This is a genomic window from Chitinophaga cymbidii (genome assembly GCF_007992715.1).
In the GTDB taxonomy this organism is placed as follows: domain Bacteria; phylum Bacteroidota; class Bacteroidia; order Chitinophagales; family Chitinophagaceae; genus Chitinophaga; species Chitinophaga cymbidii.
Map to the genome: position 1 here is coordinate 830,005 of NZ_BKAU01000002.1, position 15,177 is coordinate 845,181.

Consider the following 15,177-nt stretch of genomic DNA (forward strand, 5'->3'; position numbering starts at 1 on the left):
AAGAAGATCTCTTATAACTATGACTACAATGGCTGCAAGACCGCGCTTTATCGCAGGCGCAGTTAGCTTGCTGGTATGTCTCACATTCCAGTCCTCCGCCGGAAGCCCGGTGGCGGCAACGGTTGTACAGCAGGCTCAGAACGGAGTGCTCCGGGGCCAGGTCACCGATGGCGAAAACGGAACGCCGCTGCCAGGCGCGCAGATCCGCTTAAAGGGCACACAAACCGGCACGGCTACAGACGCCAACGGCAAGTTCACGCTCGCTGTTCCGGATAACGGCGGCACGCTTGTCATCAGCTTTGTGGGTTACACCACACAGGAGCTGGAGATCGGCGGCCGCAAAGAACTGAACATACGGTTGGCGCCGGACGCACAAACACTGAAAGACGTGGTGGTGGTGGGCTACGGCACCCAGTCGAAAACAAAAGTGACCGGCTCGGTAGCGCAGGTCGGCGAAGAAGTATTCAAGAACCGCCCCATCGTAAACATTGCGCAGGGCTTGCAGGGCGCTATTCCCAACCTGAACATTTCCTTCGGGGACGGGCAGCTGAACAGGGGCGGCACCTTCAATATCCGCGGCTTTACGTCCATCAACGGCGGCGCGCCACTGATCCTCATTGATGGTACACCAGGAGAGATCAACCTCATCAACCCGGAAGATGTGGAAAGCGTGACCGTACTGAAAGATGCGGCGTCCGCCGCCATTTATGGCGCCCGCGCGGCTTTCGGCGTCATACTGGTGACCACCAAAAGAGGCAAGGAAGGAAGGCCGCTGGTGCGTTATACCAATAACTTCGGGTTCGGCAAGCCCATTGGTATTCCCAGCGTGGTCACAGACCCGCTGAAAGCTGCCACTATCCAGAACGAGGCTTACCGCGGTTACGCCGGTACGGACGCTCCGGGCATGGTGGCGATCATCGACTACCTGGAACAGCGGAAAGCAGACCCCTCGCTTCCCGAACTTGGCGTGGACGCCAGCGGCAACTTTATCAGGGGAGCCGCTACAGACTGGTACGATGAATTTTACCGCGACCAGGCGCCCTTCTCCAAAAATTACATCAGCATCTCCAACTCAAAAAACAATACGTCCTATTACCTGTCCCTCGGCTACGAAAAGCAGCAGGGTATTTTTGAACAGGCGACAGATAAATACGAGCGCATCAGTTCCCGCCTGAAAGTGGATACCCGCGTGTGGGAATGGCTGCAGGTGTTCGATAACATCGAATTCAACCAGGGGTTGTACGACGCGCCCAACAAATTCGTGAGCGACGGCGGATATAACGTGTACCGCTATCTTTCACTCTACGCAAACCCGTACGAGGCCATCAAGACCGCTAACGGTAATTATACCATCGCGGGCATGTCCGTATTCGGCCAGCTGAACGATGCAGGCCGCACGAAGAACAAAGACCAGGTGTTCAAAAACACCGTTGGCTTCCGCACGAACTTTCTTAACAACCGGTTACGCCTCAACGGAGATTACACTTATTTCCTGACGCAGACCCGCGACGATATTCAATATTTCCGCCTGAAGTACGAGAACAGGCCGAACAGCATCGTGAACTTCACCAATCCGGATTACTATTCCTCCGGCGCGGCAGACCGCGCGCATCACATCATCAACCTGTATGCGGAATACGAAGAACGGCTCGGCAAGCATCACTTCAAGGGCCTCGTAGGGTTTAACCGCGAGCTGAACCAGCTCAGCTCCTTCATTGCGCGGAGAGATGAAAATATTACTTCCAGCCTCGGCTCCATCAATCTCACCAACGGCATCACCACACTGGATGCGGATAAGTCGGAATGGGCGCTGCAAGGCATTTTCGGCCGCCTGAACTATGATTACGACAACAAATACCTGCTGGAATTTAACGGCCGCTACGATGGTACTTCCCGTTTCGCGAAGCAGGACCGCTTTGGATTTTTCCCTTCCGTTTCCGCAGGATGGGTCGTATCCAACGAGCCTTTCTTCGAGCCGTTAAAAAATACGGTCGGCAGCTTCAAGCTGAGAGCTTCCTACGGCTCCCTGGGTAACCAGCTGGTGGGCAACTACGCATACATCAGCACCATGTCGCCGTACACGGCAACAGACCTGCTGGAACTGAACGGACAGCTGCCGCTGGCGGTGCGCGCGCCGAACCTCGTGCCTTTCAACCTCACCTGGGAAACCGCCAGCACGTTCAATGCGGGCTTTGACATGGCTTTGCTGAAGAACAGGTTGAACATCGGTTTCGACTGGTACGACCGCCAGACGAAGAACATGCTCACCAAGGGACGTACATTGCCCGCGGTGCTGGGTACGGCAGAGCCCCGCGAAAACGCGGCGGACCTGTCCACCAAAGGCTGGGAGCTGTCGCTGAAATGGAACGACCAGTTGCAGCTGGCCGGCAAGCCCTTCAGCTATCATGCTTCCGTGGTGCTGTCAGACAGCCGTTCCTTCATCACCCGTTTCAACAACCCTTCCCGGTTGCTGACGGATTTCTACGAAGGAATGGAAGTAGGAGAGATATGGGGCTACACCACGCTCGGATTTTTCAAAACGGATGATGAATCCGCCAAACATGCGGACCAGTCCAGGTTACACCTGTACCCCGGCCTGCCCAAAGCGGGTGACATCAAGTTTGAAGACACGAACGGCGATAACGTGATCAACTTCGGCAAGAATACGGTAGACGATCCCGGTGACCTCCGCAAGATCGGGAATACCACGCCCCGTTATGCATACGGTGTGAGCGCGGGTTTCAACTGGTATAATTTTTCTGTGGACGTGTTCCTGCAGGGCATCGGTAAAAGAGATTTCTGGCCGGGCACGGAAGCCGCGGTGTTCTGGGGTTTCTACAACCGCTGGAACCAGCCGGTGTATTCTCACATCGAGAACAACTACTGGACGCCTGAAAACCCGGATGCATACTTCCCGCGCCTGCGTGCATACGAAGCGCTTTCAACGGACAGGGAGCTGGGTGCCGTGCAAACGCGCTACCTGCAAAATGCCGCATATCTGCGCCTGAAGAACCTGAGCGTTGGGTATACCATCCCGCAGGCGGTTACCACCAGGGCGAAGATTGCGATGGCGAGGGTTTTCTTCTCCGGGCAAAACCTGTTTGAATGGACCAAACTGTCCAAAGCATTCGATCCGGAAGGGCTGAGCGATGAAGTAGATGCTTCCCGCGCAAACGGCGCCGGCTTCGTATATCCGATCATGCGCACATTCACTTTTGGTGTTGAGCTGAACTTTTAAAACTGTAGTTATGCAAATCAGATCCATATTATTGTTGCTATTAGCAGGATGCAGTTTTCTGGCCTGCAAAAAGGATTTCCTGGAGCGTTATCCGCAAAGCGAGATCAGCCCGCAACTGTTCTTCAATACAGAAAAAGACCTTGAATTATATACCAACAGCTTCTATGCAAGTCTGCCGGGAGACGGGATTTTTACGGCGGATTTTTCCAGTGATAATGTGAATGTTTCTGCTATCGATGAAGTGGTGACCGGCAGAAGAAGGGTGTTCACGGATGCCGCTTCCGCGGGCTGGACGTGGACGGCGCTGTACAACGTCAATTATTTCCTGGAGCAGTACGACAAGCCGTCCATCCCCGCTGAAGCGAGGAACCACTACGGCGGTGTGGCCCGTTTTTTCCGCGCCTGGTTCTATTTCGAGAAGCTGGCGCGCTTCGGGGACCTGCCCTGGTACAGCAAATCGCTGAACGCCGGCAGTCCCGAGCTGTACAAAGCGCGAGACCCCCGCACCCTGATCGTGGATTCCATCATCGCTGATCTGGACTTTGCCGCGGCCAACCTCCGTTCCGCCAAAACGCCGGCCCGCATCAGCAAATGGACAGCGCTGGCTTTCAAGTCCCGCGTTTGCCTTTTTGAAGGAACATTCCGCAAATACCACCCGGAGTTTGAGCTGCAGGGTTCCGCGGACGCATTGCTGCAGGAAGCCGCGGATGCGGCGAACGAAGTGATGACGGACGGTCCGTATAAAGTGGCTACCGGCGATCCAGCGAATGTTTACCTGAACCTTTTCGCCGCGCAAACACCCAACACCAACGAATTTATCCTGAGCCGCCTGTATGGCCTGGCCGTGAATAAATCACATGCCGCCAACCAGATCTTCACTTCGCCCACGCGCGGCAATCCCGGTCTTACCAAATCACTCATCGAATCTTACCTGATGAGCGACGGCAGCCGTTTCTCCGCCACGCCCGGTTCTGCGACCATGCCTTTTTGGGAAGAAGTGGCGAACAGGGACCCGCGCCTGGCGCAGACCATCCGCACCCCGGGCTACACCCGCATCGGCGCTACCACGCCGCTGGTGCCCGACTATGCCAACTCGTTCACCGGTTACCAGAATATAAAATTCGTGTCCACGCCCGACCAGGACGCCGCAGCATACACGCCGCTTCCCATTATACGTTACGCGGAAGTATTGCTGAACTACGCCGAAGCCATGGCCGAACTGCAACAGCTCACGCAGACGGAAGCAGACCGCTCCATCAACCTCCTGCGGGCTAGGGTGAACATGCCGGGCCTCACCGTCAGCGGCCTGACGGCCGATCCTTTCCTCACCGCGCAATACCAGCACACCACAGATCCCGTAGTGCTGGAAGTACGCCGGGAACGCCGCATAGAGCTGGCGATGGAAGGATTCCGGTTCAACGACCTGATGCGGTGGAAAGAAGGGCATCTGCTGGCAGAAGTGTTCTACGGCGCTTACTATCCCGCGAAAGGTACGTACGACCTGGATGGTGATGGAAAAGATGATATAGCGGTGGTGGATACGAAACCTTCCCCTTCCACGCCCGGCCTGCAATACTTCGTGCTGCAGCCCGACAAAGCGCTGAGCGAAGGCGACAAAGGCAAGATCATCGTACATGCCAACGTGGAGAAAACATTTGATGAAGATAAGGACTACCTGTACCCGCTGCCGCTCAGCGAGCTGCTGCTGAACCCGAAACTGGAACAAAACGACAACTGGCCGAAACAATAACCACAAGCATGAACATCCGACAAATTTTCCTCGCTTCGGTATGCATCTTTTTATTGTGTGCCTTCACGGGGCGCGGCGGTAACACCCCCACGCTGCGCAGCAAACTCTTCTACCTGCCGGTACAGCTGGACGCACAGCCCGGACTGCTGGCAGGAGATACCGCGCTCCAACGGCTGACCCGCGTTTACCGCGAACGGGTGCAGCAGTCACGCCGCGAATGCGGAGAGGCCGCCTGTTACGCGGAGGCGTTGCGGCTTCGTCCCGATGAGATCGCGCGCATTGGCGACCGGCTGCTGGCGCATTATGCACCGGGCAATGGAATGTCGGATGTAGTGCAGGCCGTAAGAGCGGCCGGTTATTACAACAAGGAAGCTGCCCCGGGCGATACGGCTTTGCTGCGTTTCGCCTGGGAGCAGACGGCCGCCGGCATGAATTATATTTTCGATACTTATGTGGCGGGCAAGCGCTGCCGCTATCCCATCATCGATTCCATCTCTTTCAACACCAGCGATCCCGCTTTCAGATCAAAGCTGAAAAAGATGCTGGACCGGCAGCTGCGTAAAAAGCCCGCTTCACTGCACTGTTACACGTTACCGCTCGCCTTCGCCATGGACGTGCTGGCCATCAACGGAAGAGATGAAGCCGCGCGGTACGAGCCGCTCACCGCCGGGCAGAATGCCGGCGCATACAACCGGATCGCAGGCACCCACTGGAATGATTATCCCTATACCGCTTTACTGGTGCCCGGCTTCGGGCCGGATTCACCCGGCGTGCGCATCGACTACCGCGCCGTGGCCCGGTGCAAGCTGGCAGCTGAAAGGTTCCACAAAAAAATGGCGCCTTTCATCATCGTATCTGGCGGGCATGTATACCCGCACCGCACGCCGTACAGCGAAGCGGTGGAAATGAAAAGGTACCTGGTGGAAGAACTGAAAATACCCGCGGACGCCATTATCATAGAGCCCCATGCACGGCATACCACTACCAACATGCGCAACGCCGGAAGGCTCCTCTACCGCTTTAACATGCCCGTCAACAAACCGGCGCTGGTGGTGACGGATGCCGCGCAGATAGCGATGATCAGGAACCTGGACAAACGCTGCATGCGCGAACTGGGCATAGTGCCCTACCGCGATGTGAAAGTGCTCAACGAACAGGAAGCCCTGTTCTATCCCGTTAAACATTGTTTTTACATCAACGTCCAGGACCCGCTGGACCCCTGATACTATTGAGGAGGATTGGTTTTTATCAACTTAAAAATCTTCTGTAATGAAAAAAGTTTTATTGTTATCGCTCAGCATGATCAGCCTGATGTTTTCCTGCCGCAAAATGAGGGAAGCGGAAAACCCCACAGCACCGCGCCCCGACCTGCAAAGCAACACGCCGCTGAACGCGCTGGCGGACGTAAAGGTGATGAGCTTTAATATTCATGCGGGAATTGGAATAGACGGCGTTTACAACCTCCAGCGCATTGCAGACACTATCCGCAACTCCGGTGCTGAAGTAGTAGGGCTGAACGAGATCCATAAAAATTATGATGCTACGACCAACTATGACGACCAGGTAGCCTGGTTAGCCAATGAGCTGGGGATGTATGCCGTCTTTCAGAAAACAACCTGGAAGTCGGCCATCCCCGCTTCCGGCAACAAACCCCGGGAATTCGGACATGCCATCCTCAGCAAGTACCCCATAACAGTGCTCAACAGCCGGATATACGACGAGCACGACACGCACTACCAGGGCCTGCTCGAAACCAGCATCACGATAGACGGGCATCCCATGCTGTTCTATCTGACGCACCTGAGCGCGGACGCATCCGTTCAGGCCGCGCAGCGCATTCAATTGCGGCAGTGGATGGATGAAACGTACGGCACAAAAATATTGCTCGGCGATCTGAACGCCATCCCCACCAGCGCGAATGTACAGTCTATCAAGGAAACGATGGTGGATGCATTTGAGGGCGCGGCCACGGCCTACACTTTCAAATCCAACAATCCTACTCTCCGCCTGGATTACATCCTCGGCACTTCCAATATCACGTTTTCGAACAGCCAGGTGATCAACACCCAGGTATCCGATCACTTCCCCATCGTGAGCTTTGCTTCGGTAGGCGCATCACGACTGAAGCTGATGCAATATAATATCAAACACGGCGAGGGAACGGACGGCGTGGTGGACCTGCAAAGGATCGCGAACGTGATCCGCAATTCAAAAGCGCATGTGGTGGTGCTGAATGAAGTAGACCGGAACTACGATCCCCGCAGTAACTACGAAGATCAGCTGGTATGGCTGGCTAACGAGCTGGGCATGTATTACGAGTTCCAGAAAACCACCTGGAAGTCGGCCATCCCCGCTTCCGGCAACAAGGAACGGCAGTTCGGGCACGGCGTATTGAGCAAGTACCCTATCGGCAACGCCTCTACGCAGGGCAGGTGGATCTACACCGATTACACCACGCATTACATGGGCCTGCTCAAAGTAAGGATCAGCGTGAACGCCAACCCGCTCTACGTGTACATCACGAACCTCGGCTCTACCGCCGCGGAGCGGCTGTCGCAGGCGCAGGAAGCCATGTCCTTCATCAACCCGCCGAACCATACTTGGAAAGTTTTTGCCGGAACGTTCAGCGATATCCCCGGCAGCCCGCCGATCAACACCGTAACCGCCAACTTCACAGACGTTTTCGCCGGGCAGACCGCTTACACTTTCCCGGCGGACGCACCGGACAGAAGAGTAGATTATATCTTTGTGAAAAGCCCCGTAACAGCGAGTAACAGCAGCGTAATAACATCAGAAGCCTCCACGCACAGGCCCATTGTTTGCGACATCGAAATGCAATGAGATAAATGCGATAAATGAGATATTGAGCTTAAATAAATGTAAAACTATGAACATGTTAAAAGTAACGGAAGAGCCTTCTCCTTACAGGCATCTTGAGAAAATGACCATTGAAGAGATCACCGCCCGCATCAACCAGGAAGACAAGCTGGTTGCCCTGGCGGTGGAAAAGGCGCTGCCATCCCTCAATCTGCTGATCGGCGCCGTCGTGAAAAAATTGAAGGATGGAGGAAGAATGTTCTACCTTGGCGCAGGCAGCGGCGGCCGCCTGTCTGTGCTCGATGTTATTGAAATGCCCACCACGTACGGCGTTCCGAAAGGAATGATGAACGCGGTGCTGGCAGGAGGCACAGAGCGGCTCGTGGAAGCGCTGGAAGAAATGGAAGATGATACGGAGGCAGGATGGCGGCAGCTGCAGGAATTGCAGGTCAGCAAAAATGATATTGTGATCGGCATCTCGGCGAGCGGCACCACGCCCTATGTGCTGTCTGGCTTGCAGGAATGCCGGCAACGCGGCATTCTCACCGGCTGCATCGTCAGCAATCCGGGTTCGCCCATCGCGGCGCAGGCGGACTTCCCCGTGGAAGTGATCACCGGGCCGGAGTTCATTTCCGGCAGCACCCGCATGAAATGCGGCACCGCGCAGAAAATGATCTTCGATATCATCAGCACCACCACCATGATACAGATCGGAAGAGTGGAAGACAACCGCATGGTGAACGTAGCGCTCATCAACAACAAGATCATCGACCGGGCCGTGAAAATGCTGATGGCCAAAGCCGCCATACAAAATTATGAGGAAGCGAAGCAGCTGCTTATGAAACACGGCAGCGTGAAAAAAGCATTGGATCATCTTTCAGAAAAAATATAACAGATGAAAAGGCGTTTGTTTACCGGGCTGGCACTGTTTTTCAGCATGTCGCAGGTTTTTTCGCAGGACGGGTATCTGACAGGGACCGCCACCGTACACATCGATCCGGATACGAATGCCGTGTACTCTGCCGCACTGGCCGGTTACGGCGTGCCGCGGGATGGACGGTTCAGTCTTACCTGGCAGCCGGTGCAATCCCTTCCGGATGTTACCGCCCTCACGGCATCCAACGGCAAACTGTTTGCCGCCACCCGCCGTGGCGACTGGATGGTGGGCACGCCCTCGGCGGATACCGTGCAATGGGAAGTGGCCGGAAAAGCCACAGGGATCAAAGCGCTCACCGCCATGAACGGCAAGTTCTATGCCGTGAACAGCAGCCACGAAATACTCGAAGGCACCCTGCGAGCGAAAGGCATCACCTGGAAAAAGAAAGGCAGTCCCGGCCCGGTAACGGCGCTCACATTCCTGCACGGCAAGCTGTATGCGTCCATGGGCGATGCGCTGCTGGAAGGGACCGTTGGCAAAAAAAAGATCACATGGAAGCAGCACGCCGCCGCGCCTTCGTTCGTTTGCATGACCAGCAACGGGAGGGAGGTTTACGGTGTGAACAGCGGGGATAGTATGTGGACGGCGGAGCCCGGCAAGCCGGGCTTAACCTGGCGGCAGATCGGCCGGAAGAATGACATCACGTATACCATCTCCGTGCGGCAGCTGGCCGTATGGCATCATGCATTGTATGCGGTGGACAGCGAAAACAGGCTGTACAAGGGCCGGCATAAAACAATGAACGACCTCACCGCCCGCGCGCTGGCTATCCGCAAGAACGGCCAGACGGCAGTAGTAGTGGGTATTGACGTATGCGGCTTCAACGCATCACTGGGAATGGCCGTGAAGGAAGCCATCTTTAAAAGCCGGAACATACCGCCCTCCGCCATTCTGCTCAATGCATCACATACCCATTTTGCGCCGGTCACGCAAACATGGATCACATGGGGCGATTTCTATCATTTCCCCGACAGTAATTATCTGAACAACGTGGTGAAAAAAGGCATTATCAAGGCCATAGAAACGGCGGTGGACAAGCTGTCGCCTTCCAATCTCTATTTTGCCAGGGGCACTACGCAGATCGGGCATAACCGCCGCCCCGGCGTTCATCCGGATAATCCGTATGATAATGTGGTGGACGTGTTGAAGATCACAGACGCGCAGGACAAGCTCAAAACCGTGCTGTTCCTGACCGGCTGCCATCCTGTATTCAAAAATGCGGGAGAAGAATCCTTTACCCTCAGCGCAAATTATCCGTCTGTAGCCCGCAAAGCGATCGAGCAGGCGACAGGCGCGGAGGAAGCCATTTTCATACAGGGTTGCGGGGGAGATATTAACCCGCGCAGCAGCGATCACCGGCAAACGGGCTCGGAGCTGGCCGTGGATGTGCAGGAGGCGCTGGCCGCCGGTCTGCAAAAGATAGACGGCGGGATCAGCTTTTTCTTCGACACATTGAACATACCCGTGAAACCCTGGAGCATCGATAGCATACAGCGGTTCCGCAAGGCGAATGAAGGAAAAACCGGTGATGTGGAAGCAGAAAAGAATGTACGCTGGGCCAACCTGATGCTGGAGCGGTATAAGAACAACGCCGTGGCGCAGGTATTGCCGGAGTACATACAGACGATCAACATCGGGAACTGGAAGCTGGTGGGCATTTCGCGGGAAGCGGTAACGGAATACGGCAAAGGCATCCGCGGAATATGGCCGGAACAGAAAGTTTCCGTGGCGGGGTATTGCAACGATGTGCCCAGCTACCTGCCGGTAGGATGGCATATCCGCGCAGGCGTGTATGAAGGGTATGGCTCGTTCCTGTGGTACGGACAACCCGGCATTCCGCCCCTGGACGTTTACGACAGGATCATCAGTTTCATCAAACAGCAAAACAGATAACGATACGCATGATATTAATTGCAGATAGCGGGTCTACGAAGGCAAACTGGTGCCTGATAGGCCGGGAGCGGGAAGTGTTATATTTTGGTACGGAAGGATATAACCCATATTATGTAGACAGCCAGTACATCCGTCAGTCGCTGCACAGCGCGCTGCCCGCGGATGTGCCGCGCGCGGAAGTAACGGAAGTGCATTTCTACGGAGCGGGCTGCGAGCCGTCCACCGAAATGGTGATCAGCCAGGCGCTCGGCGCGTTGTTCGAACGTGCGGCGATCTCAGTGGGCAGCGACCTGGAAGCCGCCGCCAAAGCCTTATTGGGCAACCAGCCCGGCTTCGCGGCCATCCTCGGCACCGGCACCAATACCTGTATTTACGACGGCGCCACAGTTACCCATTCCATTGATCCGCTGGGGTACATGCTGGGAGATGAAGGCAGCGGCAGCTACATCGGGAAGAAACTCCTGATCGCCTATTGCCGGGAATACCTGCCCTTGCCCATGCGGCAGCAATTCCTGTCAACTTACGGGCTCACGAAAGAAAAGATCATGGAGCGCGTATACAAAGATCCGCTGGCAAACCGCTTCTGCGCCGGGTTTGCAAAGTTTGTAAAGCAGCATCTGGATGATGATTTTGTACGCGGGCTGGCGGAAGATGCTTTTCATGATTTCTTTAACGCGCTGGTTTGCCATTACCCGGGCTACGCCAGTTATACGCTTAACTGCGTAGGCTCGATCGCCTTTCATTTTGCGGACATGCTGAAGGAAACCGCCGCGCACTATGGAATGGCTACCGGCAGAATTATACAGAACCCGATACAGGGATTGGCGGAATATTACCAGCAGGCCATGACCGTTGAAAGCAAATGATCTATGTACCGTTCCATCGCACTACTGATTACCTGCTTATTACTGTGTGCATCTTCCGCATTCGCGCGTATCACTTTACCCGCGATCTTCGGTGATCACATGGTATTGCAGCAGCAGTCGCCAACACGGTGGTGGGGAACCGCCCGCCCGTCGGCAACCGTGCGCATCACCGTTTCCTGGGATAAGTCCGTGTACACGCTAAAAGCTGACAGGAACGGCCACTGGAAAGGCGTGATCAACACGCCGGCCGCCGGAGGGCCACATACCATCGCGCTGGATGACGGGGAAGATAAACGGGTGATCTCTGATGTGCTCATTGGTGAAGTGTGGTTGTGCGCCGGTCAGTCCAACATGGAAATGCCGGTGATGGGAGGGAGGAATCAACCGGTGTTGCTGGCGGATGAAATATTGCTCAACAGCCATCAACCTTCAATCAGGCTTTTTCACATCAAAAAAAATATTTCGGATACACCGCTGACTGATTGCGATGCAGTCTGGGCGCCGTCCACACCCGCAGCGGTGGGCAGTTTCAGTGCGGTAGCTTACCTCTTTGCCCGGCAGTTGCAGGAGAAACTCGGTGTACCCGTAGGCGTTATACAGGCCGCATATGGCGCTACGATGATAGAATCCTGGATGAGCCGTGAAGCGTTGCAGGCATTTCCGCCCATGCAGCCGTTGGACGCGCTGAACCTTCAGCAGGCGGCGCACAATCATCCCGCCGTGGCCTTCCATGCCATGATCCATCCCATTGCCGGTTTCGCCATCCGCGGCACGCTCTGGTACCAGGGCGAGCAAAATGCGGGACAGCCGGCCAAATACCGCGAACTGCTGGCGGCGATGGTAAAGGATTGGCGCAGGCGCTGGGAGATGGGCGACTGGCCTTTTTATTATGTGCAGATCGCTCCTTTTCCGTATGTACGCGCGGGCGACAAAGTGCCCTATTTAAGGGAAGCGCAGCAGCAGGCGGAGCAGGATATCGTCAATAGTGGAATGGCCGTAAGCATAGATGCCGGCAGCAGGTTCACCGTACATCCGCCGGATAAGCAGGTCATCAGCAAACGCCTGTTATGCCTGGCATTGGCGGGCACGTACGGATGGAAGGGATTGCCGCACCGCGGACCTGCATTCAGGAAGATGGAGATAAAAGACAATACCGTGCAGCTCTTTTTTGATCATGCGAAACATGGTCTTACAGCGTATGACCAGCCTTTGAGCTGTTTTGAGATAGCGGGGGAAGACAGGATATTTTATCCCGCGAAAGCCGTCATCAACGCCGGCGGCGTACGTTTGGAAGCGGAGCAGGTGACAGCGCCGGTGGCCGTGCGCTATGCATTCAAAGACTGGGTGAAAGGCGATCTCTATAACACAGCCGGATTCCCCGCGGCGCCGTTCCGGACGGACGACTGGTGATCCCGGTACCTATTTTCTTTCCCTTCTCTTTTCCATTTCTTCCGCGATCCTCCGGGAATGATCGTCCCCGTTTTCCTTCAAATGGTCCACTACACTGAAATAGTCGTGATCATTACGGTTCTGGCTGAGCTTGAAACGGGTATCCACTTTATCCATACTGATCTCGAAACCGATGATCGCTTTCAGATTGTTTTGCAGTTCCTTTTCCGCGATGTCGCTCATCTTCACCACTGTTTCATAACGTTCCATCAGTCCCGCAAGCGAGTCCACCAGCTCGTTTTCGTCGAGCACGCGCAATTGCCCGTACACATGCACGGCGATGTAATTCCACGTGGGGATCTTTCCTTTTTCATACCAGGAAGAGGAAATATAGGCATGGGGATCGGTGAATACCACAAGGAACGGCTGGTCCGCAACGAACGTGGCCGATTGCGGGTTCGCCCGCGCGATATGGCCGCGCAGCACGAATGTTCCGGGCTCTTTTTCTTCCAGCTCGATGGGAAGGTGCGTGCCCACCGGCAGGCCGTTGTCTGTACTGATCAGCAGCCCGAAGCCGTTCTGCCGGATAAATGCCGCCACGGTATTCCAGTCCGTTTCCTGGTTGTACTTGGGTGAATACATAAACAATTTTTATATATTGGGACAAATTCCTGTACCATGCAAGAAACCACCGTTTCTTACCCCGTTCTCCTCAAAAGAGTGCAATCCGCGTTCATCGACCTGCTGGTGATCGTTTCCATGATGTTCCTGGCTTCCCTGCTGCTGGAAAGGCTCGGCGAGGAAACGCCGGACGAGATCAATATCATCCTGTTCATTGTGATCTGGGCGCTGTATGAGCCTGTTTGCACGGCATTCGGCTGTACGGCCGGCAATCTGCTGACGGGGATCAGGGTGCGCAGCCATATGGACGTACACCGCAGGATCCCGTTCTGGAAAGCCTTTGTGCGATATTTGCTGAAGGTCAACCTGGGCTGGCTGTCGTTCGTAACGATACATTTTAACTCCCAGCGCAGGGCGATTCACGACCTCGGCGCCGGGAGCGTAATGATAGAAAAGCTTTAAACCACGATCTCCACGATCTTCGTCGGTTCCATATTTGCGTTGCGCATGGAGATGCTGCGGGCGGTAGCTGCCGCAAAATCGCTGAACGCCTGGCGGGTAACGGCGTCGTTGCCCATCACGGCCGGAACGCCTTCATCGCCGCCTTCGCGGATGCTTTGTACCAGCGGTATCTGCCCCAGGAACGGTATTTCCAGCTCTTCTGCCAGCCTTTTGCCGCCTTCCTTGCCAAAGATGTAATATTTGTTCTCCGGCAACTCCGCGGGCGTGAAATAAGCCATATTTTCCACCAGGCCGATGACCGGTACGCGGATTTGCGGGCTGTTGAACATGCTGATGCCTTTTTTCGCATCGGCCAGCGCAACGTCCTGCGGCGTGGTAACGATCACGGCGCCGGTTACCGGTACGGTCTGCACCAGCGTGAGGTGAATATCTCCCGTGCCCGGCGGCATGTCAATGATCAGGTAATCCAGCTCTTCCCAGTGCACATCGCTCACAAACTGCTTGAGCGCGCTGCTGGCCATGGGGCCGCGCCATACGATCGCCTGCTTTTCATCCACCAGCAAGCCGATAGACATGAATTTAATACCGAATTTCTCCATCGGCACGATCATGCCTTTCCCTTCCACGTTCACCATCATCGGCCGTTCGCCGCGTACGCCGAACATAATGGGAACGGAAGGTCCGTAGATGTCCGCGTCCATCAGCCCCACCTTCGCGCCGTCCTGCGCCAGTGCCAGCGCCAGGTTGGCCGCTACGGTAGATTTACCAACGCCTCCCTTGCCGGAAGCGACCATGATAATATTTTTGACATTCGGTAAAAGGGACTTCCCGTCCTTGCGGTTGGAGCTTACGTTAGCGGTCATTTTAACTTCCACTTCCGCATCCTTGCTCACCAGGTGAATGATCGCATTCACGCAGGCGTTCTTTATCATTTCCTTGAGGGGACAAGCCGGTGTGGTCAGCACCACGGTGAACGTCACTTTATTGCCGTTGATCTCGATGTCTTTCACCATGTTCAATGTCACCAGATCCTTACCCAGATCAGGTTCTTCCACATTCGACAGGGCCTCCAGGACCTTTTCTTTTGTGATCATAAATTACTGTTAAAATTGTTTCCGATCTGCAAAGTTAACCTAAAATGAGGTTTAATTTGTTTGTTTTATATTGGTGTTTCCGGGAGGTAACATGTATCTTAGTACCTACA

11 protein-coding genes are annotated in these 15,177 nt (G+C 55.1%); 9 read left to right on the forward strand and 2 right to left on the reverse strand.

Going from position 1 to position 15,177, the window contains the following annotated elements; genetic code table 11:
• Positions 1-28: 28 nt before the first annotated feature.
• Genes CCY01nite_RS14555 through CCY01nite_RS14590 form a run of 8 tightly spaced genes read left to right on the forward strand, consistent with a single transcriptional unit; the run spans position 29 to position 12,911 of the window.
• On the forward strand, positions 29-3,238 hold the full coding sequence (locus tag CCY01nite_RS14555) for a SusC/RagA family TonB-linked outer membrane protein (protein WP_186831063.1): 3,210 nt from the start codon (positions 29-31) through the stop codon (positions 3,236-3,238).
• A 10-nt stretch (positions 3,239-3,248) separates the two neighbouring features.
• Complete coding sequence (locus CCY01nite_RS14560; RefSeq protein ID WP_146862960.1) at positions 3,249-4,988, forward strand: RagB/SusD family nutrient uptake outer membrane protein; 1,740 nt, start codon at positions 3,249-3,251, stop codon at positions 4,986-4,988.
• A gap of 8 nt (positions 4,989-4,996) precedes the next feature.
• Positions 4,997-6,211 carry a YdcF family protein gene (locus CCY01nite_RS14565; protein ID WP_146862963.1) on the forward strand — a complete coding sequence of 405 codons (1,215 nt, stop codon included), beginning with the start codon at positions 4,997-4,999 and terminating at the stop codon, positions 6,209-6,211.
• A 46-nt stretch (positions 6,212-6,257) separates the two neighbouring features.
• Positions 6,258-7,829, forward strand: a complete 1,572-nt coding sequence (locus CCY01nite_RS14570; protein ID WP_146862966.1) for an endonuclease/exonuclease/phosphatase family protein — start codon at positions 6,258-6,260, stop codon at positions 7,827-7,829.
• 52 nt (positions 7,830-7,881) lie between these two features.
• Positions 7,882-8,697 carry an N-acetylmuramic acid 6-phosphate etherase gene (locus CCY01nite_RS14575; RefSeq protein ID WP_146862968.1) on the forward strand — a complete coding sequence of 272 codons (816 nt, stop codon included), beginning with the start codon at positions 7,882-7,884 and terminating at the stop codon, positions 8,695-8,697.
• Between the two features lie 3 nt (positions 8,698-8,700).
• The gene (locus CCY01nite_RS14580; RefSeq protein WP_146862971.1) at positions 8,701-10,635 is read left to right on the forward strand and encodes a hypothetical protein; all 1,935 of its coding nucleotides are present in this window, start codon (positions 8,701-8,703) and stop codon (positions 10,633-10,635) included.
• Positions 10,636-10,643: 8 nt separating this feature from the next.
• The gene (locus CCY01nite_RS14585; RefSeq protein ID WP_146862974.1) at positions 10,644-11,501 is read left to right on the forward strand and encodes an N-acetylglucosamine kinase; all 858 of its coding nucleotides are present in this window, start codon (positions 10,644-10,646) and stop codon (positions 11,499-11,501) included.
• 3 nt (positions 11,502-11,504) lie between these two features.
• A complete protein-coding gene (locus CCY01nite_RS14590; protein ID WP_146862977.1) occupies positions 11,505-12,911 on the forward strand; it encodes a sialate O-acetylesterase in 1,407 nt (468 codons plus the stop codon).
• Between the two features lie 9 nt (positions 12,912-12,920).
• Here CCY01nite_RS14590 and CCY01nite_RS14595 read toward each other — a convergent pair whose 3' ends face one another.
• On the reverse strand, positions 12,921-13,532 hold the full coding sequence (locus CCY01nite_RS14595) for an FMN-binding negative transcriptional regulator (RefSeq protein ID WP_146862980.1): 612 nt from the start codon (positions 13,530-13,532) through the stop codon (positions 12,921-12,923).
• Between the two features lie 36 nt (positions 13,533-13,568).
• Between CCY01nite_RS14595 and CCY01nite_RS14600 the strand changes: the two genes are divergently transcribed.
• Positions 13,569-13,973 carry an RDD family protein gene (locus CCY01nite_RS14600; RefSeq protein WP_146862983.1) on the forward strand — a complete coding sequence of 135 codons (405 nt, stop codon included), beginning with the start codon at positions 13,569-13,571 and terminating at the stop codon, positions 13,971-13,973.
• Here the strand turns inward: CCY01nite_RS14600 and CCY01nite_RS14605 are convergent.
• The gene (locus CCY01nite_RS14605; protein ID WP_146862986.1) at positions 13,970-15,067 is read right to left on the reverse strand and encodes an Mrp/NBP35 family ATP-binding protein; all 1,098 of its coding nucleotides are present in this window, start codon (positions 15,065-15,067) and stop codon (positions 13,970-13,972) included. The genes CCY01nite_RS14600 and CCY01nite_RS14605 overlap by 4 nt on opposite strands.
• Positions 15,068-15,177 lie beyond the last annotated feature (110 nt).